This is a genomic window from Streptomyces chartreusis, from assembly GCF_008704715.1.
Classification (GTDB): Bacteria; Actinomycetota; Actinomycetes; order Streptomycetales; family Streptomycetaceae; genus Streptomyces; species Streptomyces chartreusis.
In genome coordinates, this window is the sequence record NZ_CP023689.1 from 2,784,306 (window position 1) to 2,810,243 (window position 25,938).

At 70.8% G+C, this 25,938-nt stretch carries 22 protein-coding genes and 1 pseudogene; 8 read left to right on the forward strand and 15 right to left on the reverse strand.

The window, feature by feature from the left end; genetic code table 11:
* Positions 1-28 precede the first annotated feature (28 nt).
* Entirely contained in the window at positions 29-2,044 is a 2,016-nt protein-coding gene (locus CP983_RS11560) for an IucA/IucC family protein (protein ID WP_373309798.1), read from the reverse strand.
* 250 nt (positions 2,045-2,294) lie between these two features.
* Positions 2,295-4,067, reverse strand: coding sequence for a diaminobutyrate--2-oxoglutarate transaminase family protein (locus tag CP983_RS11565; protein WP_150499539.1), 1,773 nt, complete (start codon positions 4,065-4,067; stop codon positions 2,295-2,297).
* A gap of 755 nt (positions 4,068-4,822) precedes the next feature.
* On the opposite strand from CP983_RS11565, the gene CP983_RS11570 reads away from it, so the two are divergent.
* Both CP983_RS11570 and CP983_RS11575 read left to right on the forward strand, forming a co-directional pair.
* Positions 4,823-6,043, forward strand: a complete 1,221-nt coding sequence (locus CP983_RS11570; RefSeq protein ID WP_150499540.1) for a trypsin-like serine peptidase — start codon at positions 4,823-4,825, stop codon at positions 6,041-6,043.
* A gap of 288 nt (positions 6,044-6,331) precedes the next feature.
* Positions 6,332-7,561 (forward strand): trypsin-like serine peptidase, encoded by a 1,230-nt coding sequence (locus CP983_RS11575; RefSeq protein ID WP_150499541.1) that lies wholly within the window; start codon positions 6,332-6,334, stop codon positions 7,559-7,561.
* 104 nt (positions 7,562-7,665) lie between these two features.
* Here the strand turns inward: CP983_RS11575 and hflX are convergent, their stop codons facing one another.
* The 6 genes from hflX to miaA all read right to left on the reverse strand — a co-directional run bounded on the left by hflX (position 7,666) and on the right by miaA (position 16,058).
* On the reverse strand, positions 7,666-9,159 hold the full coding sequence (gene hflX, locus CP983_RS11580) for a GTPase HflX (protein WP_150499542.1): 1,494 nt from the start codon (positions 9,157-9,159) through the stop codon (positions 7,666-7,668).
* Positions 9,160-9,362: 203 nt separating this feature from the next.
* Entirely contained in the window at positions 9,363-10,943 is a 1,581-nt protein-coding gene (locus CP983_RS11585) for a M1 family metallopeptidase (RefSeq protein WP_150499543.1), read from the reverse strand.
* A gap of 116 nt (positions 10,944-11,059) precedes the next feature.
* Positions 11,060-13,231: a RelA/SpoT family protein gene (locus tag CP983_RS11590; RefSeq protein WP_150499544.1), complete on the reverse strand. Its 2,172-nt coding sequence runs from the start codon at positions 13,229-13,231 to the stop codon at positions 11,060-11,062.
* 297 nt (positions 13,232-13,528) lie between these two features.
* A complete protein-coding gene (gene dapF / locus CP983_RS11595) occupies positions 13,529-14,404 on the reverse strand; it encodes a diaminopimelate epimerase (RefSeq protein ID WP_150499545.1) in 876 nt (291 codons plus the stop codon).
* A gap of 103 nt (positions 14,405-14,507) precedes the next feature.
* Positions 14,508-15,011, reverse strand: a complete 504-nt coding sequence (locus CP983_RS11600) for a hypothetical protein (RefSeq protein ID WP_150506553.1) — start codon at positions 15,009-15,011, stop codon at positions 14,508-14,510.
* A 108-nt stretch (positions 15,012-15,119) separates the two neighbouring features.
* Positions 15,120-16,058 carry a tRNA (adenosine(37)-N6)-dimethylallyltransferase MiaA gene (miaA, locus tag CP983_RS11605; protein WP_150499546.1) on the reverse strand — a complete coding sequence of 313 codons (939 nt, stop codon included), beginning with the start codon at positions 16,056-16,058 and terminating at the stop codon, positions 15,120-15,122.
* Between the two features lie 182 nt (positions 16,059-16,240).
* Between miaA and CP983_RS11610 the strand changes: the two genes are divergently transcribed.
* Positions 16,241-16,510 carry a hypothetical protein gene (locus tag CP983_RS11610; RefSeq protein WP_150499547.1) on the forward strand — a complete coding sequence of 90 codons (270 nt, stop codon included), beginning with the start codon at positions 16,241-16,243 and terminating at the stop codon, positions 16,508-16,510.
* Positions 16,511-16,534: 24 nt separating this feature from the next.
* On the forward strand, positions 16,535-16,807 hold the full coding sequence (locus CP983_RS11615) for an antitoxin (RefSeq protein WP_107907455.1): 273 nt from the start codon (positions 16,535-16,537) through the stop codon (positions 16,805-16,807).
* A 103-nt stretch (positions 16,808-16,910) separates the two neighbouring features.
* On the opposite strand, the gene CP983_RS11620 is transcribed toward CP983_RS11615, so the two are convergent.
* From CP983_RS11620 to CP983_RS11635, 4 genes are all read right to left on the reverse strand, one after another.
* Positions 16,911-17,633 carry a class III extradiol dioxygenase subunit B-like domain-containing protein gene (locus CP983_RS11620; RefSeq protein ID WP_150499548.1) on the reverse strand — a complete coding sequence of 241 codons (723 nt, stop codon included), beginning with the start codon at positions 17,631-17,633 and terminating at the stop codon, positions 16,911-16,913.
* A 10-nt stretch (positions 17,634-17,643) separates the two neighbouring features.
* Positions 17,644-17,934, reverse strand: a complete 291-nt coding sequence (locus CP983_RS11625) for a hypothetical protein (RefSeq protein WP_107907453.1) — start codon at positions 17,932-17,934, stop codon at positions 17,644-17,646.
* 45 nt (positions 17,935-17,979) lie between these two features.
* Positions 17,980-19,506: a tRNA (N6-isopentenyl adenosine(37)-C2)-methylthiotransferase MiaB gene (miaB, locus tag CP983_RS11630; RefSeq protein WP_125527780.1), complete on the reverse strand. Its 1,527-nt coding sequence runs from the start codon at positions 19,504-19,506 to the stop codon at positions 17,980-17,982.
* A gap of 70 nt (positions 19,507-19,576) precedes the next feature.
* A complete protein-coding gene (locus CP983_RS11635) occupies positions 19,577-20,056 on the reverse strand; it encodes a MarR family winged helix-turn-helix transcriptional regulator (RefSeq protein WP_150499549.1) in 480 nt (159 codons plus the stop codon).
* Positions 20,057-20,221: 165 nt separating this feature from the next.
* On the opposite strand from CP983_RS11635, the gene CP983_RS11640 reads away from it, so the two are divergent.
* Genes CP983_RS11640 through CP983_RS11650 form a run of 3 tightly spaced genes read left to right on the forward strand, consistent with a single transcriptional unit; the run spans position 20,222 to position 22,258 of the window.
* The gene (locus CP983_RS11640) at positions 20,222-20,914 is read left to right on the forward strand and encodes a GTP cyclohydrolase II (protein WP_150499550.1); all 693 of its coding nucleotides are present in this window, start codon (positions 20,222-20,224) and stop codon (positions 20,912-20,914) included.
* Positions 20,915-20,961: 47 nt separating this feature from the next.
* Positions 20,962-21,276, forward strand: a complete 315-nt coding sequence (locus CP983_RS11645; RefSeq protein ID WP_150499551.1) for a DUF2218 domain-containing protein — start codon at positions 20,962-20,964, stop codon at positions 21,274-21,276.
* Positions 21,277-21,310: 34 nt separating this feature from the next.
* Complete coding sequence (locus CP983_RS11650; protein WP_150499552.1) at positions 21,311-22,258, forward strand: NADP-dependent oxidoreductase; 948 nt, start codon at positions 21,311-21,313, stop codon at positions 22,256-22,258.
* A gap of 20 nt (positions 22,259-22,278) precedes the next feature.
* Here the strand turns inward: CP983_RS11650 and CP983_RS11655 are convergent.
* Positions 22,279-22,675, reverse strand: a pseudogene (locus CP983_RS11655) (pyrophosphohydrolase domain-containing protein).
* A gap of 118 nt (positions 22,676-22,793) precedes the next feature.
* On the opposite strand from CP983_RS11655, the gene CP983_RS11660 reads away from it, so the two are divergent.
* The gene (locus CP983_RS11660) at positions 22,794-23,789 is read left to right on the forward strand and encodes a TAXI family TRAP transporter solute-binding subunit (RefSeq protein ID WP_150499553.1); all 996 of its coding nucleotides are present in this window, start codon (positions 22,794-22,796) and stop codon (positions 23,787-23,789) included.
* An 18-nt stretch (positions 23,790-23,807) separates the two neighbouring features.
* Here the strand turns inward: CP983_RS11660 and CP983_RS11665 are convergent, their stop codons facing one another.
* Positions 23,808-25,199 carry a sensor histidine kinase gene (locus CP983_RS11665; protein ID WP_125528946.1) on the reverse strand — a complete coding sequence of 464 codons (1,392 nt, stop codon included), beginning with the start codon at positions 25,197-25,199 and terminating at the stop codon, positions 23,808-23,810.
* A gap of 8 nt (positions 25,200-25,207) precedes the next feature.
* Positions 25,208-25,894 carry a response regulator transcription factor gene (locus CP983_RS11670; protein ID WP_107907445.1) on the reverse strand — a complete coding sequence of 229 codons (687 nt, stop codon included), beginning with the start codon at positions 25,892-25,894 and terminating at the stop codon, positions 25,208-25,210.
* Positions 25,895-25,938: the final 44 nt, after the last annotated feature.

Below are 25,938 nucleotides of genomic sequence, written 5' to 3' on the forward strand. Positions count from 1 at the left end.
TCTCAGGAAGCGGGATGGGGCATGTTCCTCAGGAATGGAGGGGGTTGGCGATCGTGACGTAGACGGACTGGGTGTCGACCGGGCCCACGAGTTCGTCGAGGCCGTGGATTCGGGTCAGGAGGTTGGCTTTGCAGCGCAGGACGGGGGAGTCGAGCAGGTGTGCCGGCAGTGAGGTGCCGAGCCGGCTTGGCCCAGCGGCCACTTCGCCGAGGAAGCGACGAAACGCGGCGAGCAGCAACTGTTCGTCGACGAGACGCTGGGAACCGAATGCGCCGATGAGACCGAGCACGTTGTTGATCGCGAGGTAGTAGGCGAACCGTTCGTCGGTGACCTCGTCCGAGACGAAGGTGTCGCTGTGCTCGCCGATGCCGGGCAGTCGGGCATCCAGCTCCGCGCGCCGGGACTCGCGGAAGTAGTAGCCCTGGTTGTCGCGGTACCGGCCGCCGGAGGGCCAGCCGTCGCCGTCCAGCAGGAGCAGCGTGTTCTGCTGGTGCGCCTCCAGGGCGACGCCGGCCTCGGCGTCCAGCCACAGCACGGGGCGAACGACGTGTTCGAGGTAACGCAGGAACCACTCCGCGGCCACGGCTCCCCGGGGGCGGCCGGTTCGTGTGGCGAGACGCGTGATCAGCTCGGCCAGCCGGGACCGCAGCGGCTCCCTGTCCGACCGGCGTCGGGCTGCGGTGACGTCGGTTTGTGGGTGAGGAAGGGGTGAGACGAGTCCGGCCACGCAGGACACATCGTCGGAAGGACGGAAGGGGTTGTGTCGGATCATGACGTCGAGGCCCGGGATGGGGACTCCGCCAGGCCCGTCGACGGCGAGCCAGGCCGGGTCGCGGACGATGTCGAATCCCGGGTGCGCGGCCTGCCACTGCGTCGCAAGTCCGCTGCGAAGGAGTCGGTGCACCTCAACGCCGCGGTGCAGTTCCTTGCGGAGGTTCTCACGGCGGGAATTGGTGATGCGCAGGCCCAGCGAGAGCTTGAGCATGGCCGGAGCGCCGGACCGATGGACGGTGCGTACCGAGGAGGTCGGATGCCACCGTTCGCCGTGGTCACCGAGGTCGGCAAGCAGGCTGGCATCGAACAGGTCGGCGGTCTCGGGGCGATGCCGAACTTCGCGCATTTGCCAGGGATGGAGTGGCAGGGCCGTGTAGCCGTCGGGAAGGGCCAGGTCAGGGCTGGCAAGTCGAGCGGTGAGCTGGGACGCGGGGACGGCACGGCCACGTTCGGTCCACGCCGAGTCGGTGGCGAGTACGGAAGGGGAGACGGCCAGCCAGTGCAAGGGGAAGGAGCCGCGCAGCTCGGGTGAGTACAGCCGGGCTTCGGTCTCGGAGAGGCTTTCGCGACTCTTCGGTGTCGGGTGGTGCGGGTGTCCGAGGAGGAGCGCCTGCTCGGCGGCGAGGAAGAGGTCAGCGCTGTCGGCCGGACTGTCCCGACGCTCGCTGATGAAACGGGCGGTTCGCTGGGCGGAGTCGGCGACGCGGGCGACCAGGTCCGTGGCGGCCGCCATCGCGGTGAGCGCCACGGGTGCGGACGACGGTACTGAGGAGGTCTCGGATGCATCGGGGGTTCGGTACAGCGCCTCCCTGGTGAGTAGGGCGGCGAGGGTGACCGAGTCGATGAGCGAGGACTGATCGGTAGCGGCGGCCAGGTACGGAAGGCCGAAGCGGTGCCATCCCGTCGGGGACCAGTAGTGGACCGGGGCTACCAGGGCCGTGCCGGTGGCGGGCAGCAGGATGCGGAGAAGCCCGTCGTGGGGTGCCGGGACGTTGGTCTCGCGTACCCAGCAGCGGAGCAGGTTCTCCACGGCGGCGGCCTGGGCTGCGGTGTGCGGGTCGGGGTGCTCCAGCAGGTCGGGGGTTTCGCTGCGCAGCCGTTCAGCGTCCGGGACGTCTGCCTGGGGCGGTGTGCGGACCGGTCCCTGCGCCGCGGGTGCTGCGTGGGCGGAAACGGAAGCTGCCCTGTCTGCCGGGGCGGTTCCCTGCGGTGCGTCTCCTCGCTCCGGTGGGGTGGAACGGCGGCCGGCAGTTGTGGGGGTGCTGTTCAAGGTTGGTCCTCGGGGGGGGTGGTTCCGACTCGCGCGGCAGTGCAGCCGTACTGCGGTGTGGGGGCGGCTGGCGTGCAGCGTGCGGAAGGTACATGTGGAGGGGGTGTGTCAGTTGGAGGCGAGGTTGTGGAGGGGCGGGATGCTTCGCGAGGGGGTAGGCCGTCGGCTGGGGCGGGCACAACGGACGGACGGCGAAGCCAGGGCACAGCTCGGGGAACACACCGGCACGCCCCTGCTGTCGACTGCCGCGCTACCCCGCCTCGTCGGCGCGATCGGCGCGGTCGCCTCGGCCTTCGTGATCGGCACGGTCCGTACTCTGGGCTCGGTCGGCACGTCGCTGCTGTCCAGGTTGCGGGCGTTGCAGTCGGTCGTGACCGGGGTGGTTGCGGGATACCGCAGCCACCGCGTCCGCGAGTCGGTCGAGCACAGCGGTCGCCTGCTCGTCGCTGATGGTCAGGGGTGGGAGGAGCCGTACGACGCTGGAGTGGCGGCCGCCGAGTTCGACGATCAGGCCGCGTCGCAGGCACTCGCGCTGGATGGCGACCGCGAGCTCCGGGGCTGCCGGTCGAGGGTGGTGGTCCCGGCTGCTCTGCATCGCCGCCGCTGCCGCGCCTGCCGCCCGGTCGGCAGGGGTGACGCCCGTCGGCCGGCCGCCCGGCGTCCGGGCGGAGTCGGGGTCCACCAGCCGGCCGACCTCGACGCCAGTGCCGCGGAGCCTCCCAGGGCCAGCCGAATCTCCCGGCACCGCCAGGTCAGTTACTCCCCCACGCCAGTCCGGATCGGCCAGCACCCCGCCCTCACCCGCCAGGCCCGCCAACCGCTCCCGCTCCCGCTCCCGCTCCCGCTCCCGCTCCCGCTCCCGCAAGGGTTCAGCTTCCGGCTCCACCACCTCGACCCCGATCATCAACCCCCTCCCCCGCACATCCCCGATGCAGTCGAACTCAGCTGCAAGGCCTCGGAGTTGGTCCAACATCCGGGTGCCAAGGTCGGCCGCGCGCTCGGCGAGGCGGTTCTCGCGGACGTAGGCGAGGGTTGCCATGCCGGCGGCCATGGCGAGTTGGTTGCCGCGGAAGGTGCCGGCGTGGGCGCCGGGTTGCCAGGCGTCGAGGTCGTCGCGGTAGACGATGACCGCCAGCGGCAGGCTGCCTCCGATGGCCTTGGAGAGGACCATCACGTCGGGGGTGACGCCGCTGTGCTCCACCGCCCAGAAGGAGCCGGTTCGGCCGACACCCGTCTGAACCTCGTCGGCGATCAGAGGGATGGACCGGTCGGCCGTGATCTGGCGCATGCGGCGCATCCACTCGTCCGGGGCGGGGATCACTCCGCCTTCGCCCTGGACGGGTTCGAGGATCATCCCGGCGGGGTGTCGGACGCCTGACTTGGGGTCGTCGAGGACGGACTCGGTCCAGCGGGCGGCGAGTTCGGCGCCGTGTTCACCGCCGACGCCGAAGGGGCAGCGGTAGTCCTGCGGGTAGGGCAGGCGCGCGACCCGGACGTCGTAGGCGCCTCCGGATGCCTCGAGGGCTCCGGCGGTCATGCCGTGGTAGGCGCCGCTGAAGGCGAGGATGCCGCTGCGTCCGGTCGCGGCCCGGACGAGTTTGAAGGCGGCTTCCACGGCGTCGGTGCCGGCGGGCCCGCAGAACTGCACGCGTGCGTTGTCGGCGAGCCCGGGCGGCAGGGTGCGGAACAGCTCGGTGATGAAGGCGTCCTTGACGGGGGTCGCGAGGTCGAGGACGTGGAGAGGGGCGCCCGAGTCGAGGACCTTGCGGATGGCCTCCAGGACCACGGGGTGGTTGTGTCCGAGTGCCAGTGTCCCGGCGCCAGAGAGGCAGTCCAGGTAGCGGCTGCCATCCGCGCCCTCGATGGTCAGCCCACGTGCTCGCACCGGCACGATGGGCAGGGCGCGCGCGTAGGTGCGCGCCGCGGACTCGCGCGCCGACTGCCGTCGCAGGATCCCCTCATGCGCGGCGCCGGTCCCTGCCGACTCGGACGTATCCCCGCGCACAGATTCGGTCACGGCCATGGCTCCCTGTCCTCCCGCTGTCCAGGGGCGAGCAGGTCTTTCGCATCCTCGCCCGCCCCGACATACGAAGCCCCGCGAGCGTCCACTCGAAACTCCGGGGAACTGGGCACAAGGGGCCGCTCACGGGCGGCGGACCCCCACGGCTACCAACCGTGGACCGTTCACCGGGTTACGGGTTGCTTCAAGATCCTTGCCGAGACGAAACCGTCGACGGGCGGGACCGCACGCGTCACGGCAGCAGCCTCCGACGGCCGCCGTGGCCTGGCAGTCCACTCCCCGCGCCCCCTCGGACCCGTTGCAAAGCCCGGCCGCCCTCGACGCCCTCGAGCTCGGAGCCAACGTGCACGGCAACGCATCGACGCTTGGCACTGGCAGCCAGCCCCCGCCCACACCACCGCTCCACACCGCACCGCACCGTCACAAACCACACTGCGACATCCGCCGCACAAGACACCCCACCCAACATCACCCCACCCGACAACACCGTGCCCGACAACACCGTGCCCGACAAAACCGGACCCGGGATACTTCAAATCGGCGCCCCTCGCGACAAGTTGCCTGTTCAGACGGCCCGTAGCGAAACCGTTGCCGTTCTGTCGGAACGCACCCACAGCGACCGCATAGTGTGTGAGGCCGTCCCAACGCGCCGTGAAAGCAAGCAGGACCAGCGAGCGATCAGCAAGGGATCGGCAAGCGATCGGCGAATGCGTCACGGCTGCGGCACCACGAACCGTCACCTCAGGGGGAGACAGATCATGCGATCGATACGGCCGTCGTTCACCGCCCGTCGGGGGAGGAGTGCGCGCCGCAGAACCTCCCCGCTGCCCCTGGTCGCGCTCGCCGCGGCACTGACGCTCACCGTCACCGCCTGCGAGTCGGGCGACGCCGATGCGAGTGGCGAGCCCAGTGCGTCCGCCGCGGCCGGTGGCGAGGGCAAGATCACGATCCCGGACGACATCAAGGACAAGCTCAAGGAACACGGGATCGATCTCGACAAGTGGAAGGACGGGGCCTGGAAGAACTGGGACCGGGACGACTGGTTGCGCGAGGCCAAGGACTACATCAACCCGATCATCGAGGGCCTGTGGGACCCGGACCGTATGCGCGACGCCGAGGACCCGGACCGGGGTGTCGACGACAGTGACCTCTCCGGTGACCAGGGCGTGACCGACCCGACGCCGCAGCCCGTGGACGCGCAGGCCGTGGCGCCCACGTACCACGCCAACGCCCCCGAGGCGGGCAAGGTGTTCTTCGACTCCCCCGAAGGCACGATGGTCTGCTCGGCGACGGTCGTACAGGACCCGGCCAACCCCGGTAAGTCCAACATGGTGTGGACGGCGGGCCACTGCGTGCACGCGGGCAAGAGCGGCGGCTGGTACCGCAACATCGCGTTCGTGCCGTCGTACAACGACAAGGCCATGGGTACGGCCGCGATGGAGAACGCCACGAAGGAGCAGGCGGCCCCGTACGGCGTCTGGTGGGCGGACTGGGTGCAGACCTCGGACCAGTGGATCGCTGATGGCGGTCCGACGGGCGGGGACGGCGCGCCGTACGACTTCGCCGTGCTGCATGTGAAGCCGGAGGCGGGCGGCAGCGGCAAGTCCCTGGAGGAGACGGTCGGTTCGGCCCTGCCCGTGAACTTCAACGCGCCGGCCGTCCCCGACGTGGACAGCATCAAGGCCGTCGGTTACCCGGCTGCCAAGCCGTACGACGGCCAGAAGCTGTACCAGTGCCAGGACCAGCCGGGCCGGCTGTCGCTGAGGGCGTCCGACCCGACCATGTACCGCATCGGCTGCACAATGACGGGCGGTTCGTCCGGTGGCGGTTGGATCGCCACGGGCTCGAACGGCAAGCCGGCGCTGGTGTCGAACACCTCGATCGGTCCGGTGGACGCGGGCTGGCTGGCGGGTCCGCGGCTGGGCAAGGAGGCCAAGGCCGTGTTCGACGGGGTGAGCGAGAAGTTCACCGGTCAGTGACGCGCGCCGAAGCACGGAGTTGACAGCGACGGCGGCGGTGGGACGGTGAAGGGATCCTCACCGGGAGGGGGACCCATAGCAGGGGGAACCCGGTATCGGGGCGGAACCGTCACAGGGGGAAACCTTCACCGCCTCACCGCCGTTCGCTCTCAACTCCACGGGCATAGTGGGATGTCGCGTCCGGGGGGCCGCGCAGAGATGGCAGTCGGCCCCTGAGAGGGACGAGTAAGCAACAGCCATCACGGCGCCCATTCGCAGCACCATGCTTCAACGGGGGTTTACCGCACCATGCGTTCCACGCGTTCCGCTCCATCGTCCGCAGTTCGATATCGCAGGCGGCGTTCCGTTCTCGCCGCCACCGGCCTCGTCGCCGCGCTGGCGTTGACCGCGACCGCCTGTGGCGGCTCGGCCGACGACCCGGCGAGCGACAAGGCCGACGCCGCCGCCTCGCAGGCCGCAGGGGCCGGTGACTCCGGCAACACCGGCGACGGCATCCAGATCCCGTCCGAGATCGCGGACAAGCTCAAGGAGCACGGGATCGACGTCGACCAGTGGAAGGACGGCGCCTGGAAGGACTGGGACCAGGACAAGTGGCTCAGCGAGGCCGAGGACTTCGTCAACCCGGTCATCGAGGGCCTGTGGAAGCCTGAGCGGATGCAGTCCGCGAAGGAGGCCAACAAGACGGTCACCACGCAGGACGCCTCCGCCGACCAGGGCGTGAGCGATCCGGAGCCTGCCCCCGTCCAGGCCACGGCCGAGAAGACGCCGTACCACGACAACGCGGCGCCCGTCGGCAAGGTCTTCTTCGACACCCCCGACGGCCCGGCCGTCTGTTCCGGCACGGTCGTCAAGGACGTCAACCACCCCGGCAAGTCCAACCTCGTCTGGACGGCGGGCCACTGCGTGCACGCGGGACAGGGCGGCGGTTGGTACCGCAACATCGCCTTCGTCCCCGCGTACAACGACCTCGGCAAGTCCGAGGCGGAGCTGGGCAATGCCACGCCCACGGAGATCGCCCCCTACGGCAACTGGTGGGCCGACTGGGTCTCGACGTCCAACGAGTGGATCCAGGGCGGCTCGGAGACAGGCGGCGCGGGTGCCACGTACGACTACGCGGTGCTGCACGTGCAGCCGGAGTCCGGCGCGAAGTCCCTGGAGGAGACCACCGGCGCTCTGGACGTCGACTTCACTGCCCCGTCCGCGACAGAGGTCGACACGATGGGCGCCTGGGGTTACCCGGCGGCACCGCCGTTCAACGGCCTGAAGATGTTCAAGTGCGTCGACCGTCCGGGCCGTCTCTCGCTGAGCCCGGCGCTGCCGACGATGTACCGCATCGGCTGCACGATGACCGGCGGCTCGTCGGGCGGCGGCTGGTTCCGGGTCGTCAACGGCGACACCAAGCTGGTGTCGAACACCTCGATCGGACCGGAGGACAACACCTGGCTCGCCGGCCCGCAGCTCGGCCGGGGGGCCGAGTCGCTGTACCAGAACATGAGCAGGACCTACGGCGGCCGGTGATCCACAAGCGGCACTGAGCACGAGCAGCACCGAGGACAGGCAGAAGGCCCGCTCCCCTGCGACAGGGGAGCGGGCCTTCGTCAGTTCCGGCCGTTACGGTCGGCTCAGGCGGTCGGCGCCGGGACGTACGGCGCGAGATCCGCCGCCAGCTCCTCGTGCACCCGCACCTTGAGCAGCGTGCCCTCCGGGGTGTGCTCCTCGGAGATCACCTCGCCCTCGGTGTGGGCGCGGGCGACGAGCCTGCCGAGGGTGTACGGCACCAGGGCCTCGATCTCGACGGACGGCCGCGGCAGCTCGTTGTCGATCAGGGCGAGCAGTTCGTCGATGCCCTTGCCGGTGCGCGCCGAGACCGCGATGGAGCGGGTCTCGATCCGCATCAGCCGCTGAAGCGTCAGCGGGTCGGCCGCGTCCGCCTTGTTGATCACGACGATCTCCGGTACGTCGATCGCACCGACGTCCCTGATCACCTCGCGAACGGCGGCCAGCTGCTCCTCCGGGTTCGGGTGCGAGCCGTCCACCACGTGCAGGATCAGGTCGGACTCGCCGACCTCCTCCATGGTGGAGCGGAACGCCTCGACGAGGTGGTGCGGCAGGTGCCGTACAAAGCCGACCGTGTCGGCCAGCGTGTACAGACGACCACTCGGGGTCTCGGCCCGGCGCACGGTCGGGTCCAGGGTCGCGAACAGGGCGTTCTCGACCAGGACGCCGGCGCCGGTGAGGCGGTTGAGCAGGGACGACTTGCCGGCGTTGGTGTATCCGGCGATGGCGACCGAGGGCACCTTGTGGCGCTTGCGCTCCTGGCGCTTGATCTCACGGCCGGTCTTCATGTCCGCGATCTCCCGGCGCATCTTCGCCATCTTCTCGCGGATCCGTCGCCGGTCCGTCTCGATCTTGGTCTCACCGGGACCACGGGTGGCGAGGCCGCCGCCCTTGCCGCCGCCCATCTGCCGGGACAGCGACTGACCCCAGCCGCGGAGCCTCGGCAGCATGTACTGCATCTGCGCGAGCGCGACCTGAGCCTTGCCCTCTCGGGACTTGGCGTGCTGGGCGAAGATGTCGAGGATCAGGGCCGTACGGTCGATGACCTTGACCTTGACGACGTCCTCGAGGGCGATGAGCTGGCCCGGGCTGAGCTCGCCGTCACAGATGACGGTGTCGGCGCCGGACTCGACGACGATGTCGCGCAGCTCGATGGCCTTGCCCGAGCCGATGAAGGTGGCCGCGTCGGGCTTGTCGCGGCGCTGGATCACGCCGTCGAGCACGAGCGCGCCCGCGGTCTCCGCGAGGGCTGCGAGTTCCGTCAGTGAGTTCTCCGCGTCCTGCGCGGTCCCCGAGGTCCAGACACCGACGAGCACGACCCGCTCCAGTCGGAGCTGGCGGTACTCGACCTCGGTGACGTCCTCGAGCTCGGTGGAGAGGCCCGCCACACGGCGCAGAGCCGCACGCTCGGAGCGGTCGAACTGATCGCCGTCCCGTTCTCCGTCGATCTCGTGGCTCCAGGCGACGTCCTCTTCCATCAGGGCATCGGCCCGACGGCCGTCGGCATAGGTCTGCACGAAACGCTGCGTGTCCTGGGAAAAGGAAGAAGAGGAGGTCATTGGGTCCTTACGTCGATCGGGAATCCGGTTACGGCGACGGTGGCAGCGGCGCCGCGGAACGAATCCGTGGCATCCGGAACCTGTTCCGTCACTGCACATAACGCACGAGCGCCCCGGGAGATTCCCGCGGGCCGTGCCGCGCCGACCCGATGATGGTCGCACGGCACGGCCCGTCTCGTCACCGCCTTATTTCCCGACCGGTCCTACTTCCCGGCCGCCCTGCCGACGGCCTTGCCACCGGTCCTGCCGGCGGACTTGCCCCCGGTCTTCCCGGCCGCCTTGTGCGCCTTCTTGACCGTCTTCGCCGGGTCCACGGACTTCCACTCCGGCTCACCGGGCATCGGCGGGGTCTTCGCGCCGTACAGCCACGGGTTCATGAACCCGTCGAGCTGTCGTCCGGAGACCTCCTCCGCGAGGGCGACGAAGTCCGCGGTCGAGGCGGATGCGTCGCGGTAGCGGCTCACCCAGAGGCGCTCCAGCTTCTGGAAGGCCGGTGCGCCGATCTCCTGGCGCAGGGCGTACAGCACCAGGGCCGCGCCGTCGTAGACGTTGGGCCGGAAGATCCCGTTCTTCTTGCCGGGCGCGGGTGCCTTGGGCGCCGCGGGCGGTCCGCCGGCGGCGCGCCAGCGGTCGGACGCGGCGTACGCGGCCTTCATCCGTGTCTCGAACGGCCGGTCCGCTTTCTCCGCCGCGTACAGGGCCTCGTACCAGGTGGCGTGCCCCTCGCTGAGCCACAGGTCGGACCAGGTCCGCGGGCTGACGCTGTCGCCGAACCACTGGTGCGCCAGCTCATGCACCATGATCGACTCGACGTACCACTGCGGGAACGCGGACTGCGTGAAGAGTTCCCGCTCGAAGAGGGACAGGGTCTGCGTCTCCAGCTCGAAGCCCGTGGTGGCGTGCGCCATGAGCAGGCCGTACGTCTCGAACGGGTACCGCCCGACCTTCTTCTCCATCCAGGCGATGTGGCCGGGGGTCTTCTTCAGCCAGGGCTCGAGGCGCTCGCGGTCCGCGGTGGCCACGACGTCCCGTACGGGCAGGCCATGCGGTCCCTCGCGGTGCACGACCTTGGAGCGGCCGATGGAGACCTGGGCGAGCTCGGTGGCCATGGGGTGCCGGGTCCGGTACGTCCAGGTCGTCGAGCCGCCCGCGCGGTCCACGTCGGTCGGCAGGCCGTTGGCGACGGCGGTGTAGCCGTTGGGCGCGGTGACCCGGAAGGTGAACAGGGCCTTGTCGGAGGGGTGGTCGTTGCACGGGAACACCACGTGCGCGGCGTCGGCCTGGTTGGCCATGGCCAGCCCGTCCGCGGTCCGCACCCAGCCGCCCTCGCGCTCCTTGCCGTAGACGGGGTCGCTGGTGTGCCGCACGGTGATCCGCATCCAGCTGCCGTCGGGCAGCGGCTGCCCGGGCGTGACCACGAGGTCCTCACCGGCGCTGCGGAACGACGCGGGCTCCCCGTCGACCTCGACGGAGTCGACCTTGCCGTGGGCGAAGTCCAGATTGACCCGCTCCAGGTCCTCGGTCGTCCAGGCGTCGATGGTGGTGACGGCCTGGAGGGGCTTGTCGTTGGTGCCGGGGTAGGTGAAGGACAGGTCGTACGACGCCACGTCGTAGCCGGGGTTGCCCAGATGCGGGTAGAGGCGGTCACCGACGCCCAGGGGCGTGGCGGGTGCACTGGCGGCGAGCAGGCAGAGGGAGACAGCGCCGGCGAGCATCGCGGGCACCTTGAGACGCCGGCGTGGACGGGCAGCGCGCTGAGCCTTGTTGCGGGGGTTGAGCAGCATGGACCAGGGCTATCAGCGCACAAGCAGAGGACGTCGACGACGCGCGACCGCCACACTCGAACGGGTAGGTCAGGTGGGTGCACGCGCGGACGCGGATATCGGCCCCTCGCCCGCCTTCACGCTCCCTGTGTCTGCGGCTGGGCCCTGCTGACGTCGTACACGCCGCCCACATTGCGCATGGCCCGCATGAGGCCCGGAAGCAGTGCGGCGTCCGGCAGTTGGACCGTGTAGGTGTGACGCACCCGCTGCTGCGAAGGGGGCTCGACCGTCGCCGAGACGATTTCCGCGCCCTCCTGGGCCATCGCTTCGGTGAGGTCGGCCAGGAGATGCGGGCGAACGAACGATTCGGCGACCAGCGTGACCCGGCACTCGGCGGTCTCTCCCCAGCGCACGTCGATCTCCGCACGCCCCGTGCCCTTCATGCGCGCCACCGCGGCGCACTCGACGCGATGCACCGTCACCGCTCCCCCGCGCACGGAGAACGCGGTGATCTCGTCGGGCGGCACGGGCGTACAGCAGCCGGCGAGCCGCACGCTCGCGCCGGGCCGGTCGACCAGGACGTTGGCGGCGGAACGGCCGGCCGGGCGCACGACCGTGCCCTCCCCGGCGTATGCCGCGCTCGCAGGCCCGTCCGACTCGCCCCGGAAGGCCACTTCGGCGTCCTTGGGCTCCGCGGCCGTGTGCGTGGGATGCGCGGCCAGCCACCGCTGGATGGCGATCCGCGCGGCGGGCGTGTGCGCGTGCTCCAGCCACTCCCTGGAGGGCTCCGAGGCCGGATCCTGCCCCATGAGCAGCTGAACGGTGTCGCCGTCGCGCAGCACGGTGCTGAGGGTCGCCAGCCGCCCGTTGACCCGGGCACCGATGCACGCGTGCGCGTCCTCGCCGTACTGGGCGTACGCGGCGTCCACACAGGTCGCGCCCTCGGGCAGTCCGAGGGTGCCGCCGTCGGGCCGGAAGACGGTGATCTCGCGGTCCTGGGCGAGGTCCTCGCGCAGCGTGGACCAGAAGGTGTCCGGGTCCGGCGCCGCCTCCTGCCAGTCGAGGAGCCGGGACAGCCAGCCGGGCCGTGTCGGGTCGGCGCGCTCACCGTCGCCTGCGACGGCCTGCTCCTCCGCGGAGGGCGCGTAGGGATTGCCGAGCGCGACGACCCCGGCCTCGGCGACCTTGTGCATCTGGTGCGTGCGGATGAGGACTTCGGTGACCTGCCCGTCCTCGCGGGCCACGGCGGTGTGCAGCGACTGGTACAGGTTGAACTTGGGGACCGCGATGAAGTCCTTGAACTCCGAGACGACGGGCGTCAGACAGGTGTGCAGTTCGCCCAGTACGCCGTAGCAGTCGGCGTCCTCGCCCACCAGCACCAGCAGTCGCCCGAAGTCGGCCCCGCGCAGCCGTCCGCGCTTGCGGGACACCCGGTGCACGGAGACGAAGTGCCGGGGCCGGATGAGGACTTCCGCCTGGATGTCGGCCTCGCGCAGGACGGCCCGCATCCGCTCGGCCATCTCCGCGAGCGGATCGTCCTTGCGGGAGGCGTTCTCGACGATCAGCTCCCTGGTGTGCTCGTACTCCTCGGGATGCAGGATCGCGAAGACGAGGTCTTCCAGTTCCGTCTTGAGCGCCTGGACGCCGAGCCGTTCGGCGAGCGGGATGAGCACGTCACGGGTGACCTTGGCGATGCGCGCCTGTTTCTCGGGGCGCATCACGCCGAGCGTGCGCATGTTGTGCAGCCGGTCGGCGAGTTTGATCGACATCACGCGGACGTCGTTGCCGGTGGCGACGAGCATCTTGCGGAAGGTCTCGGGCTCGGCGGCGGCGCCGTAGTCGACCTTCTCCAGCTTGGTGACGCCGTCGACGAGGAAGCGCACCTCCGCGCCGAACTCCTCGCCGACCTGATCGAGGGTCACATCGGTGTCCTCGACGGTGTCGTGGAGCAGAGAGGCCGTCAAGGTGGTGGTCTCGGCACCGAGTTCGGCGAGGATCAGGGTCACCGCGAGGGGGTGCGTGATGTACGGCTCGCCACTCTTGCGCATCTGGCCCCGGTGCGAGGACTCGGCCAGCACATAGGCGCGGCGCAGCGGTTCGAGGGCCGCGTCGGCGTGGTGCGCCCGGTGGGCGTCGACGACATGGCCGATCGCGTCGGGCAGCCGGTCGCGTGAGGCTGGGCCGAGCAACGCCGCCCGGCCGAGGCGGCGCAGGTCGAGGCGGGCGCGGGCCTTCCTGCGTGGCACGGCAGGCGGGACAGGGCCTGCTACCGGGCCTGGCGTCGCGGAATTCGTTGCCTCCGCACTCATGGGCACCTCCGGCTGCGTTAACCGGCGGACGGGGTACCCCATGGCGGACACGGCTCAGGGGATGGCGGCTTGTCCCCCGTCCGGGCCGGTGCTTGATGCTACCGAGCCCACCACGTGCGACTGACCGCCTCTCGCCGAGCGTGAAACGGATCACCCATTCGAGCGAGGGTTTGCAGGTTTACGATTTTGCGCCACGCGACCAGCCGGAGTTCGCGTTTTCCAATCCTTTCGGGGCGCCAGAACCGCTACTCCCAAACCACAGGCGCCCCACAGCCCGGGATCCCAGACCCCGAGCACTCAACGAACGACGGTTTCCAGCCAGTCCGCCTCGAGCTCGCCCTCGGCCACGATCACCGCGGGACCGGTCATCTCGATCTCGCCGTCGGGCCGCTCGGTGATCACCAGGGTGCCGCCGGGCACGTCGACGGTGTACGTCACGGGGGCGCCGGTCACCGCCGGGTCGGTGCCGTCCCGGCGCGCGGTGGCCACGGCGACGGCGCACGCGCCCGTGCCGCACGACCGGGTCTCGCCGGAGCCGCGCTCGTGCACGCGCAGGGCGACATGCCGGGGTCCGCGGTCGACCACGAACTCGACGTTGACGCCGTCCGGGTAGGCCGAGGCCGGGCTGAACGGCGGCGGGGAGTACAGGTCGCCGGCGTGCGCGAGGTCGTCCACGAAGGCGACCGCGTGCGGGTTGCCCATGTTCACGTTGCGCGCGGGCCAGCTGCGCTCGCCGACGCCCACCTTCACGTCCCCTTCGGGGAGCCGGGCCTTGCCCATGCCTACGGTGACGTCGCCGTCCTTGGCGATGTGCACGGTCTTCACGCCGCCGCGCGTGGCGATCGCGAGGTCGCCCTCGGTGGTGTGACCGGCGTGCTGGAGGTAGCGGGCGAAGACGCGCACGCCGTTGCCGCACATCTCCGCGATCGAGCCGTCGCCGTTGCGGTAGTCCATGAACCACTCGGCCTCGGCCGCCATGTCCTTGGCCTCGGGGTGCGCCGCGGAGCGCACGACGTGCAGGAGTCCGTCACCGCCGATGCCGGCGCGGCGGTCGCACAGGGCGGCGACGGCGGCCGGCGACAGGTCGATGACGTTGTCCGGGTCCGGGACGATCACGAAGTCGTTCTCGGTGCCGTGACCCTTGAGGAAGGCGATCGGCGTGCGCGTGCTCATGCACCGATCGTAAGTGAAGCGAGTTATTTGCCGCGGGCCGGTGGCTGCCGGTCGGCGCTCACACTGCGGAGCCACACGGCCCCACGCCGCTATCAGGGGCGCTTCAGCGGAGCCTTGCGACGCGCCACACGGCGAGGACCACGACCGCGGCGACGACCAGGACGTACCCCAGCACCACGCGCCAGTCGGGCCTGCGCGCGGAGCCGCGCTGCGGCAGCCCGGGCCAGGTGTAGCCGACCCTGCGGGCGGCCATCATGCCCCAGCCGGCCGCGCAGGAGCAGATCAGGAGCCCCAGCATGGCGATCACGGCCCCACTGTCGCCGAAGTCGAAGGCCAGCGGGAAGGCGAACATCAGGGAGCCGACCGCGGCGAGGGCCACGATGGGCGCCAGCTGCCAGATGCGGAGTCGGCGCTGCGGGCGCAGCTCGACCTCGACCTCGGGACCGCCGGCGTACATCTCCTCGGGCTCGGGACCGTCGTCGGTGACGCCACCCTCGGTCTCGTCGGGCCCGTCCGGGCTCAGGCGGTCGCCGTCCGGTTCCCGCTCACCCGTGTCGGTGGTGACGTTCTCGGTGCTTTGTGCGGTGTCGCGAGGGCCGGCCTCCATCGCCACGCGCCCTCCCAACTCGGACTCCACTTGGTCGATCGAAGCTCGATGATGGCATGGCGCCGGAGGCCGGGACGGCGGCCGGAGCGTCCCGATGCCATCACGTGATCAGGCTGTAACCGGTCGTTCGACCAACGCCAGTGCGAGATGCGGAAGTTCTGTGAGATCTGCCGCAGCCCCACTGAGCCAGTGCACCCGCGGGTCGCGCCTGAACCATGAATCCTGACGGCGCGCGAAGCGCTTGGTGGCCCGGACGGTCTCGGCCCGCGCCGCTTCGAGGGTGCAGTCACCGGCGAACGCGGCGAGCACCTGCTGGTAGCCGAGCGCGCGCGAGGCAGTACGCCCCTCTCGCAACCCTTGCGCCTCCAGTGCGCGCACTTCCTCCACAAGTCCGGCGTCCCACATCCGGTCGACCCGGCGCGCGATGCGCTCGTCCAGCTCGGGGCGGGCCACGTCGACGCCGATCTGAACGGTGTCGTAGACCGAGTCGTGGCCGGGGAGGTTGGCGGTGAAGGGCTGGCCGGTGATCTCGATCACTTCGAGGGCCCGCACGATACGGCGGCCGTTGCTGGGCAGGATCGCGTGCGCGGCCTCGGGGTCGGCGGCGGCCAGCCGGGCGTGCAGCGCCCCGGAGCCGCGCAGCGCGAGCTCCTCCTCCAGGCGGGCCCTGACCTCGGGGTCGGTGCCGGGGAACTCCAGGTTGTCGACGGCCCCCCGGACGTACAGCCCCGAGCCGCCGACCAGGATCGGCCAGCGCCCTTCGGCGAGCAGGGCGTCGATCCGCTCCCGGGCGAGGCGCTGGTACTCGGCGACGGACGCCGTGACCGTGACGTCCCAGATGTCCAGGAGGTGGTGCGGGACTCCCTCGCGTTCCTCGGGCGTCAGTTTGGCGGTGCCGATATCCATCCCTCGGTAGAGCTGCATGGAGTCGGCGTTGACGACTTCGCCGCCGAGTTGCCGGGCCAGGAAAACGCCCAGATCGGACTTTCCGGCTGCGGTGGGGCCGACTACGGCGATGACGCGCGGGGCGGGGGGTGCACTGCTCACCGCCCCAGTCTCGCAAACCTCGCGGGGTGGCCTCGAACGAGTTACGTGACGGCACACGCGCGGGGTCGTTGCGTGTTGCGAGGTTGCCGCCGCCGGTTTCACGGAGGCGGCCGGCCGGGGGCGCGATGTGACGCACCGGGCGACGCGGGATTTCGCCCGCACGAGTAACGTATGGAGTGGATATGGGCGTTTTCGCACGACTTTTCCGGCGGTCGAAGGCCACGGAAGAGGCGTCAACCGTCGAGGTTCAGGCCGACACACCAACGGCGGAGCAGGCGGCGGAGGAACCGGCGGAGGCGAAGGGGTCGGCTGAGGCCCAGGCCGAGGAAGCGGCCCGGCCGACCGCGTCGGAGGCCGTCGCGTCGGACGGTGACGACGGGGTCGAGATCCCCAAGCAGCAGTCCGCCGACGAGGCCGCCGACAGCGAGGCCGGTGAGGGCGCCCGCACGTAACTGCCCCGCGCGGGAAGGTGAACGATGGGTCTGATGGACAATTTGAAAGCCAAACTCGCCCCGGCCAAGGACAAGGTCTCCGACTTCGCGCAGCGGCACGAGGAGCAGGTCCACCACGGTCTCGACCGGGCCGCCAGGGCCGTCGACGAGCGGACCAAGGGCAAGTACAGCGAGAAGATCCACACGGGCACGGGCAAGGCCAAGGGCGCCATGGGCCGTGTCGCGCATCACAAGGGCGACGACCCGGCTGCCGGTGGCGGCACGCCGCCTCAGGATTCACCCCCGCCGACCACCTGAAACGGCACTTCGACGGACGGCCGCGGAGCTTGACGGCTCCCGGCCGTCCGCCGTTTGCGTCCCGGAGTCGCCCCGCGTCTCCCTCGGCTGGGCCGCCCCGCGCCTACGACCAGGTCGCGACCAGGTACCCGACCCCGTACGGCGCGTCCTCGTACAGCAGGGCGCCGGACAGTCCCACTTCCTCGGCGGCGCCCGCGAGGACCTGCCAGGGAGCCCGGCCCGAGACCTTCAGTTCGTGTGCGAGCTCGGTGTCCAGCGTCTTGAGCGCAGCCAGGTCCGCCTTGCCCAGCGCATGCGCGACGGACGCGTCGAATGGCGCCGCCCGCTCGTCCAGATAGCCGGGAGCCTTGAGCGTGCGGCAGGCGCTGGCGTCGCCCATCACCAGCAGCGCCACCCGCTCGGCCCGGACGGCGACGTCCCTTCCGATTTCAATACACCGCTCGGGCGTCAGAGGTTCCCCCACCACGAGTCCCTCGATCGGGGCATCCGCCCAAGCGGTCCGCTCCAGCAGCCACGCGGCGACGGCCAGCGAGGTCGGGAGCGGGCGTTGCGGCGGCTCGGGGTCGTCGGCCCCGAGCCGCCCCAGCGTTACGTCGATGTCCACGCCGAAGCCGCGGAAGGTGCCCCGCGTCCCCCCGGCGTACCCGCCGTGCTCGCTCTCGTCGCCGGGTCCCACCACCACGAGCCGGTCCGGCCGGGCCGCGGCCAGCAGGCCCAGCGCGTCCGTGCAGGCGGCACGCGCGGAGTCCAGCTCGGGTGCGGCACCGGCGGCGACGCCGGGCACCAGGAGCGGGGGGCAGGGGCAGACTGCGGCGGCGACGAGCATGATCGGGAGCCTACTCCCAGGTCTTGGGCTCCGAGTCGGTGCTCCATACCCGCTCGGCCAGCTGGAACAGGACGCGATGGGTGGTCATCATGCCCTCGACGACCGCGTAGTACGCGTCCCCGTCACCGACCCGGAACACCTCGCGGTGTTTCTGCCGCAGCCCGCTGCGGTGCTTGTAGGTGCAGGCGATCTCGTAGAGGCGGGCGCGGGCCTGTTCCGGGGTGCCCTCGAAGCGGGCGGCCTCGTCGCACTGGTACTGATCGCCGTAACCGGACTGCACCACTACGGCCCACTGCGCCATGTCCCGCCCCCTTTTCCCGACCACCCCTGGTCGAGTCGTGTGTTCTCAGTGTGCCGCGCAGCCGCCCGTCGCCGCCGGCAGTGGCTCAGGAACGCCGATTTTCGGGAGGCCGAGCAGGACACCGGCCGGCTTGGCGGCCTCGGCGGTGTTCCGCTTCTCCCAGGCGTCGCCCGCGCGCGTGCGGCGCACGTCGAGGACGGCGCCCTCGGCGAGCAGGTGATGCGGGGCGGCGTAGGTGATCTCGACCGTGACGACGTCGCCGGGACGGACCTCCTGGTCCGGCTTGGTGAAGTGGACCAGGCGGTTGTCGGGGGCGCGGCCGGACAGGCGGTGCGTGGCGCCGTCCTTGCGGCCCTCGCCCTCGGCGACCATCAGCTCCATGGTGCGGCCGACCTGCGCCTTGTTCTCGTCCCAGGAGATCTGCTCCTGGAGGGCGACGAGACGCTCGTAGCGTGCCTGGACGACCTGCTTGGGGATCTGGCCGTCCATGGTCGCGGCCGGGGTGCCGGGGCGCTTGGAGTACTGGAAGGTGAAGGCCTGAGCGAAGCGGGCCTCGCGCACGACGTCCAGCGTCTGCTCGAAGTCCTCCTCGGTCTCGCCCGGGAAGCCGACGATGATGTCGGTGGTGATCGCCGCGTGCGGGATGGCCGCGCGGACCTTCTCGATGATCCCCAGGTAGCGCTCCTGGCGGTAGGAGCGGCGCATCGCCTTCAGGACGGTGTCCGAGCCGGACTGGAGCGGCATGTGCAGCTGCGGCATGACGTTCGGCGTCTCGGCCATGGCGGCGATGACGTCGTCGGTGAAGTCGCGCGGGTGCGGCGAGGTGAAGCGGACGCGCTCCAGGCCGTCGATCTTCCCGCAGGCCCGCAGCAGCTTGCTGAACGCCTCACGGTCGCCGATGTCGGAGCCGTAGGCGTTGACGTTCTGGCCGAGCAGCGTGATCTCGCTGACGCCCTCGGCGACCAGGGCCTCGATCTCGGCGAGGATGTCGCCGGTGCGGCGGTCCTTCTCCTTGCCGCGCAGGGCCGGGACGATGCAGAAGGTGCAGGTGTTGTTGCAGCCGACGGAGATCGACACCCAGGCCGCGTAGGCGCTCTCGCGCCGGGTCGGCAGCGTGGAGGGGAACGCCTCCAGCGACTCGGCGATCTCGACCTGCGCCTCCTCGGCCACCCGGGCGCGCTCCAGCAGCACCGGCAGCTTGCCGATGTTGTGCGTGCCGAAGACGACGTCCACCCAGGGCGCCCTCTTCACGATGGTGTCGCGGTCCTTCTGCGCGAGACAGCCGCCGACCGCGATCTGCATCCCGGGCCGGCTCGCCTTCTTCGGGGCGAGGTGGCCGAGGTTGCCGTACAGCTTGTTGTCGGCGTTCTCGCGGACCGCGCAGGTGTTGAAGACGACGACGTCGGCGTCGCCGTCGGAGCCCTCGGGCGCGCGCACGTAACCGGCGTCCTCGAGCAGGCCGGACAACCGCTCGGAATCGTGGACGTTCATCTGACACCCGTAGGTGCGAACCTCATAGGTGAGATTTCCGCGGGGTTCCACTGCCGGGCTCCGGTCACTGCTGCTGGTCATGCGTTCAAGGGTAGGCGGTCGTCGGAGGCGCCTTGCCCCGAACTCCGGTTCGACGCCGAGGACCGCGTGATCACTGCCGAGCGGTCCCGGCCTCGCCGTCCTGCATGCGCTGCACGACCTCCCCTAGACCGTCGGCGACGGTGGCGAGCTGCCGGGGCGTCAGGACGTCGATGAGCAGCTTGCGCACGAGGGCGACATGGCCCGGCGCGGCCCGCTCCAGCATCCCGCGGCCGGCTTCGGTGAGGACGGCGTAGACCGCGCGCACGTCGCTCGGGCAGGAGCGCCGGGTGACGAGGCCGGCCTTCTCCAGCTGCGTGATCTGGTACGTCAGGCCGCTCTTGGTGTTGAGGAGCGCGTCGGCGAGGCCGCTCATGCGCATCTCGCGGTTCTGGGCGGCGGCGAGGCGCACCAGGATCTCGTACTGGAGGTGCGTGATCCCGACGTCGTCCTTGAGCTGCTGGTCGAGCCGGCGATTGACGAGCGACCCCGCGGCCACGAAGGCCTGCCAGGCGCGCATCTCTTCCTCGTTCAACCACTGGGGTTCGGCCATGCGTCCACGTTAGCGCGATGGTTCAAATTCGAACCGCGGGTCGGGTGCGGCCGTCGGATGTGACCGGTGCAACACCGAACAGGTTGCTCAAAATTTGAAACTTCACGCTAGGGTCGAGGCATCGAGGTTCAAATTTGAACCTGGCCGACCCTCGAAGGAGCACCCATGGACGCCGCCCCCGCAGCAGGTCACCCCCGCTCCTCGGGCCCCTCCCCCGCTGCCTCGATTCGCACCCGCGTGACCATCCCGCTCCGCTTCCCCGACGGCTACGAGGTCACCGCCGACGCGGTCACCTTCCACGGCCTGGCGGACGGCGAGGAGCATGTCGCGCTGGTCCTCGGCGACCCCACGACGGCGCCCGCGCCGCTGGTTCGGCTGCACTCGGAGTGCCTGACCGGGGACGTGTTCGGCTCGGCCCGCTGCGACTGCGGTCCGCAGTTGCGCGAGGCCGTGGAACGCATCGCGGCCACGGGCGGCGTCCTGCTCTACCTCCGCCAGGAGGGCCGCGGCATCGGCCTCTACAACAAGCTGGACGCGTACGCCCTTCAGGACGCCGGTCTGGACACCTACGACGCCAACACCGCGCTGGGCCTGCCCGAGGACGGCCGCGACTACACCGCCGCCGCCCAGATGCTCACCGCCCTGGGCATCGGCGAGCTCGACCTGCTCACCAACAACCCCGACAAGGCGGGCCAGTTGCGCGACCTGGGCGTCCCCGTGCGCTTCGTGCGGCCGACCGGCGTCTTCGCCACCGACAGCAACGTCCGCTATCTGCACGCCAAGGCCGAGCGGACCCACCACACCATCGCGCTGCCCGAGCAGGCCGGCCCCGGCACGGTTGCCACGCTGGCCGGCTGACCGTCCCCGCCCGACAGGCACGGACCCGTCGACCCCGGAGCATTCCCATGCCCTCTTCCCTCGCCCGCGTCGCCACCGACGCCGCCCCGCGCTACGCCAAGCAGCTCGCCTCCCACTTCGGCCGGAAGATCCCGGTCGAGGAGACACCGGACGGCGGCCACCGCCTCACCTTCCAGAACACCGACGTCGTCCTCGAACCCCGACCCGAGCACCTGCTGATCCGCGTCACCGCACCCGACGCGTCCACGCTGGCCACCGTCCGGGACGTCGTGGGCAGCCACCTCGAACGCTTCGGCCGGCGCAACGAACTGATCGTCGTCTGGGACGAGCCCACCGCTCAGGAGAACCCCGCACAGGACTGACGCGCCCCCCGGCGTCCGAGAGAAAGGCACCGTCATGAAGGCCGTCACGATCACCGGCTTCGGGGCCGAGCCGCTCCTCACCGATCTGCCCGTGCCGGAACCCGGACCGGGCGAGCTGCTGGTCCGGCTGCACGCCGCCGCGCTCAACCCCTTCGACTGGAAGGTCGCCGACGGAGCCCTCAAGGGCCTGGTCGACCACGACTTCCCGCTGGTCATGGGCTCGGACGGAGCGGGCGTGGTCGAGCGCATCGGCCCCGGCGTCATCCACTTCCGGCCCGGCGACACCGTCTACGGCCAGTTCATGAACCTCGCGCACGGCCGCGGCTCCTACGCGGAGTACGTGATCGCCGCCGAGAACGGCACCCTCGCCCGGATGCCCGACGACCTGCCGTTCCCGGTCGCGGCGGCGCTGCCCACCGCCAGCGTGACCGCCTACCAGGCCATCGAGGCGGCCCGCCTCGACACCGGGCAGGTGATCCTCATCAACGGCGCGTCCGGCGGAGTGGGCCAGTCCGCGATCCAGTTCGCCGCGCTCCAGGGGGCCAGGGTGCTGGCCACCGCCACCGGCGACATCGCCGGTCACCTCCGTGATCTCGGCGCCGACGAGACCGTCGACTTCACGGCCGCGCCCACCGCCGAGCAGGTCCTGGCCGCCCATCCCGACGGCATCGACGCGGTCCTCGACCTGGTCACCGCACCCGGCGGTGACGTCGACGCCCTGGCGGGGCTGCTCAAGCCCGGCGGCACCTTCGTGAGCACCAACCGGGCCGCCGACCCCGACGCCCTGGCCGCCCGCGAGGTGCACGGCGTCAACCTCGTCAACGATCCGAGCCGCAAGGAACTGGAGTCCCTCGCCGCACTCGCCGACGCGGGCAGGCTCCGCATCACGATCGACGCCGAGGTGCCCCTGGCCGACGCCCCCGCGGCCGTGAATCGCGCCCGCGCGGGTGGCTCGCGCGGCAAGACGGTGATCCTGCTCTGACGCCACCCGGCGCCGGACGCTCACGCGCCCTCGGCCGCCCACCCCTGGCTGCGCAGCACGCCCGACACGTCCGGTGCCTCGTAGTGCTCGCCCTTGAGGACCTTGCCGTCGGCCCGGCGGGCGACCTGGCCGTCGGGGCCCAGCTTGGTCATGTTGGAGCGGTGGATCTCGGCCAGGACGGTCGATGCCGTGGACCAGAGCCGTGCCGTACGCGACATAGACGACGTCCGCCAGCTCGTGCGCGAGCCTGTCCAGCGGGCCGGTCACCGACACCTCGGCGACCTCCGCGGCCTCCTCGGCGAGCAGCTCCCCTCTGTGGGCGGCGAGGTCCCGGGACACCTCCGTCGGCGTACTGCGCGCGGCCAGCCCGAAGGCGAGGTGGAATTCACGGACCAGGTCGGCAGGAGAGGAACTCATGCGGCGACTGTAGCGACCGACCGGGACAGCCCCGGTCGCGGTTCCGATCATGGACGCGGCCTCCCCCTGTGACCTCGGCCCTGGTCAGCACGGCGTACCGGCTGGCAGGATCGCCGCCATGTCCAAGGCACTCGACCGCATCAGCAGGAGCCGGGCCGCGCAGGCCGCGGTCGCCGGGGTCGTGGCCCTGGGGTTGCTGCTGTGGTGGCTGCTGCCCCTGGGCGAGGACCCGCCGAGCGGCACGATCACGTTCAGCACCGGCACGCGCGCGGGGGTCTACCAGGAGTACGGCGAGCTCCTGCGCAACGAGCTCGCCAAGGACATGCCGCAGCTGAAGGTGAAGCTGCTGACGAGCGCCGGCTCGCAGGAGAACGTCGAGCGCGTGGCGACCGGCAAGGCCGACTTCACGATCGCCGCCGCCGACGCGGTGGACTCGTACAAGATGAGCGGCAGGCCCGTCACCGACCGGCTGCGCGGTGTCGCGCGCCTGTACGACGACTACGTACAGCTCGTCGTCCCGCCGGACTCGGACATCCGCTCCGTCGCGGACCTCAAGGGCAAGCGGGTGGCCATAGGGCTGCCCAACTCCGGCGTACGGCTGATCGCCACCCGGGTGCTGGAGGCCGCCGGCATCGACCCGGAGAAGGACATCACGCCCAGGTCGGACGGCATCGACACCGGGCCGAAGCGGCTGGGGCACGAGCTCGACGCCTTCTTCTGGTCGGGCGGCGTACCGACGGACGGACTGGAGAAGATCGCCGAGTCGTCCGCGTTCCGGTTCGTGCCGATCGACGCCGACCTGGTCGCCAAAGTGCACGCGCAGGGCGACACGGCGCACTTCTACAGGGCGACCAACATGCCGGAGTCGGCGTATCCGACCGTGCAGAACGGCGACACGGTGGCGACGATTGCCGTCTCCAATCTGCTGATCACCCGCAAGGACATGGACCCCCGCCTCACCGAGTGGCTCACCCGTACGGTGATCAAGAGCCGCGACGGCATCGGCGCCCACGTCCACTCCGCCCAGCTCGTCGACCTGCGCACGGCGATCTACACCGACCCACTGGCACTGCACGACGGGGCTCAGCGGTACTACCGCTCGGTCAAGCCGTAGCAGGCACAGAAGGGCTGGTCAGGCGGACGGTCCCGACCTCGGCACCGTCACCGTCACCCGCAACCCCCGCGGCTCGTGATGGCCGTACGAGATGGTGCCGCCCCCTGCCGAGAGCAGCGCTCGGGAGATCGACAGGCCGAGGCCCGAGCCCTTGATGTTCTGGTGGCGGCCACTGCGCCAGAAGCGGTCGCCGATGCGGGCGATCTCCTCGTCGGTGAGACCGGGACCGTGGTCGGCCACCTCGATCGTCGACATGGCGCCGACGGAGGTGACGGTCACCTCGACGCTCTCGTCCTCCGGCGTGAACTTCACCGCGTTGTCGATCACCGCGTCCAGCGCGCTGGACAGCGCGACCGGGTCGGCCCATGCCGTCGTGGGCGGGCAGTTCCCGACCAGCCGGACCCCCTTGGCCTCGGCGGTCGGCGCCCATGCCGCGACCCGCTCGGCGGCCAGCGCGCCGACGTCGGTCAGCCGCAGGTCGGCCGCGGTGTGCTCGGCCAGGGCGAGGTCGAGCAGATCGTCCAGGACCTGCGCGAGGCGCTTGCCCTCGGCCTGCACCGAGGCGATCTCCTCATTGCCCTCGGGCAGCTCGAAGGCGAGCAGCTCGATGCGCAGCAGCAGCGCCGCGAGCGGGTTGCGCAACTGGTGCGAGGCGTCGGCGACGAAGGCGCGCTGCTGCTCCAGCACGTCCTCGACGTTGTCCGCCATCTCGTTGAACGACCGGGCCAGCCGCCTTAGTTCCGGCGGACCGCTGGCCACCGCGACCCGTGACTTCAGCCGGCCGCTGGCGATCTCGTGGGTGGTGACGTCCAGTACGCGCACCGGCCTGAGCACCCAGCCCGTCAGCCGCAGGGCGGCGCCGACGGCCACCAGCATCGCGGCCGTGAGACCGCCGGCGATGATCAGCCAGCCGTTCAGGATCCGCGAGCGCATCTCGCCGGTGGGCGAGTCGGTGACGACGACCGCGACGACGTCGCCGTCCCGGATCACCGGCGAGGCGACCACGAGACGCCCGCGCTGCCAGGGCCACACCTGCTTGGGGTCGTGGCTGCGGCGGCTGAGCAGGGACTCCTCGAAGGCGTCGCGCACCTCACCGGTCTCGGGCAGGAACCAGGTCGTCGGTCCATTGGCGAGCGGCGTGTCGTTCGGCAGGAAGACGCCGGCCCGGATGCCGTAGACGTCGTAGTAGCTCTCCAGCTCCCGGCTCAGGATGCGCAGGTCGTCGCGGGAGCCGGAGGTGACGTCCGCGGCGGGCCGCGCGATGGCCGCGAAGTAGGCGGTGTCGTCGATCCGGTCGACGACCACGTTCTGCTGCTGGGCCGAGGCGAGGCTGATGCCCAGCGGCACGCCGAGCGCGAGCAGCACGGCCGCCATCAGAACGATGAGCAGCGGAAGGAGTCGAGTGCGCACCGTGCCCGCTACGAGGCCGGGGCGACGAGCCGATAGCCGACTCCCCGTACGGTCTCGATCAGTGCCGGCATGCGCAGCTTGGCGCGCAGGGACGCCACATGCACCTCAAGAGTGCGCCCGGTCCCCTCCCAACTCGTGCGCCACACCTCACTGATGATCTGTTCCCGGCGGAAGACCACCCCGGGGCGCTGGGCCAGCAGGGCGAGCAGATCGAACTCCTTGCGGGTCAGCTGGACGACCGAGCCGTCGACGCTGACCTGCCGGGTGGGCAGTTCGATGTGCACGGCGCCCAGGCGCAGCACGCCTTCGCCGCCCGGCCCGGTGTCCTCGGGCGCGGTGCGCCGGCTGACGGCGTGGATCCGGGCGAGCAGCTCCCCCGTGTCGTACGGCTTCACCACGTAGTCGTCGGCCCCGAGGTTGAGGCCGTGGATACGGGAGCGGACGTCGGAGCGCGCGGTGACCATGATCACCGGCGTGCTGGTGCGCTTGCGGATCTTGCCGCAGACCTCGTATCCGTCCTGGTCGGGCAGGCCGAGGTCGAGGAGGACGACGCCGAAGCCGTTCCCCTCCGGGACGAGCGCCTGAAGGGCCTCCTCGCCGCTGCGCGCGTGCGTGACGTCGAAGCCGTGCCGTGCCAGCACCGCGGACAACGCGGCAGCGACATGGTTGTCGTCCTCGACGAGGAGGAGTCTCATCCCGGCCTCCCTCAGTTCACCGGCCGTACGATTCGGATAGATAC

Bases quoted from the DNA above. Each gene is read 5' to 3' on its own strand.
- CP983_RS11565 (WP_150499539.1), bottom strand. From the start codon at position 4,067: ATGGCCGTGACCGAATCTGTGCGCGGGGATACGTCCGAGTCGGCAGGG.
- CP983_RS11585 (WP_150499543.1), bottom strand. From the start codon at position 10,943: ATGCTGCTCAACCCCCGCAACAAGGCTCAGCGCGCTGCCCGTCCACGC.
- miaB (WP_125527780.1), bottom strand. From the start codon at position 19,506: ATGACCAGCAGCAGTGACCGGAGCCCGGCAGTGGAACCCCGCGGAAAT.
- CP983_RS11575 (WP_150499541.1), top strand. From the start codon at position 6,332: ATGCGTTCCACGCGTTCCGCTCCATCGTCCGCAGTTCGATATCGCAGG.
- CP983_RS11635 (WP_150499549.1), bottom strand. From the start codon at position 20,056: ATGGCCGAACCCCAGTGGTTGAACGAGGAAGAGATGCGCGCCTGGCAG.
- CP983_RS11615 (WP_107907455.1), top strand. From the start codon at position 16,535: ATGGGTCTGATGGACAATTTGAAAGCCAAACTCGCCCCGGCCAAGGAC.
- CP983_RS11620 (WP_150499548.1), bottom strand. From the start codon at position 17,633: ATGCTCGTCGCCGCCGCAGTCTGCCCCTGCCCCCCGCTCCTGGTGCCC.
- hflX (WP_150499542.1), bottom strand. From the start codon at position 9,159: ATGACCTCCTCTTCTTCCTTTTCCCAGGACACGCAGCGTTTCGTGCAG.
- CP983_RS11650 (WP_150499552.1), top strand. From the start codon at position 21,311: ATGAAGGCCGTCACGATCACCGGCTTCGGGGCCGAGCCGCTCCTCACC.
- CP983_RS11590 (WP_150499544.1), bottom strand. From the start codon at position 13,231: ATGAGTGCGGAGGCAACGAATTCCGCGACGCCAGGCCCGGTAGCAGGC.
- CP983_RS11645 (WP_150499551.1), top strand. From the start codon at position 20,962: ATGCCCTCTTCCCTCGCCCGCGTCGCCACCGACGCCGCCCCGCGCTAC.
- CP983_RS11625 (WP_107907453.1), bottom strand. From the start codon at position 17,934: ATGGCGCAGTGGGCCGTAGTGGTGCAGTCCGGTTACGGCGATCAGTAC.
- CP983_RS11640 (WP_150499550.1), top strand. From the start codon at position 20,222: ATGGACGCCGCCCCCGCAGCAGGTCACCCCCGCTCCTCGGGCCCCTCC.
- CP983_RS11570 (WP_150499540.1), top strand. From the start codon at position 4,823: ATGCGATCGATACGGCCGTCGTTCACCGCCCGTCGGGGGAGGAGTGCG.
- CP983_RS11610 (WP_150499547.1), top strand. From the start codon at position 16,241: ATGGGCGTTTTCGCACGACTTTTCCGGCGGTCGAAGGCCACGGAAGAG.
- CP983_RS11670 (WP_107907445.1), bottom strand. From the start codon at position 25,894: ATGAGACTCCTCCTCGTCGAGGACGACAACCATGTCGCTGCCGCGTTG.
- CP983_RS11660 (WP_150499553.1), top strand. From the start codon at position 22,794: ATGTCCAAGGCACTCGACCGCATCAGCAGGAGCCGGGCCGCGCAGGCC.
- dapF (WP_150499545.1), bottom strand. From the start codon at position 14,404: ATGAGCACGCGCACGCCGATCGCCTTCCTCAAGGGTCACGGCACCGAG.
- CP983_RS11600 (WP_150506553.1), bottom strand. From the start codon at position 15,011: ATGGAGGCCGGCCCTCGCGACACCGCACAAAGCACCGAGAACGTCACC.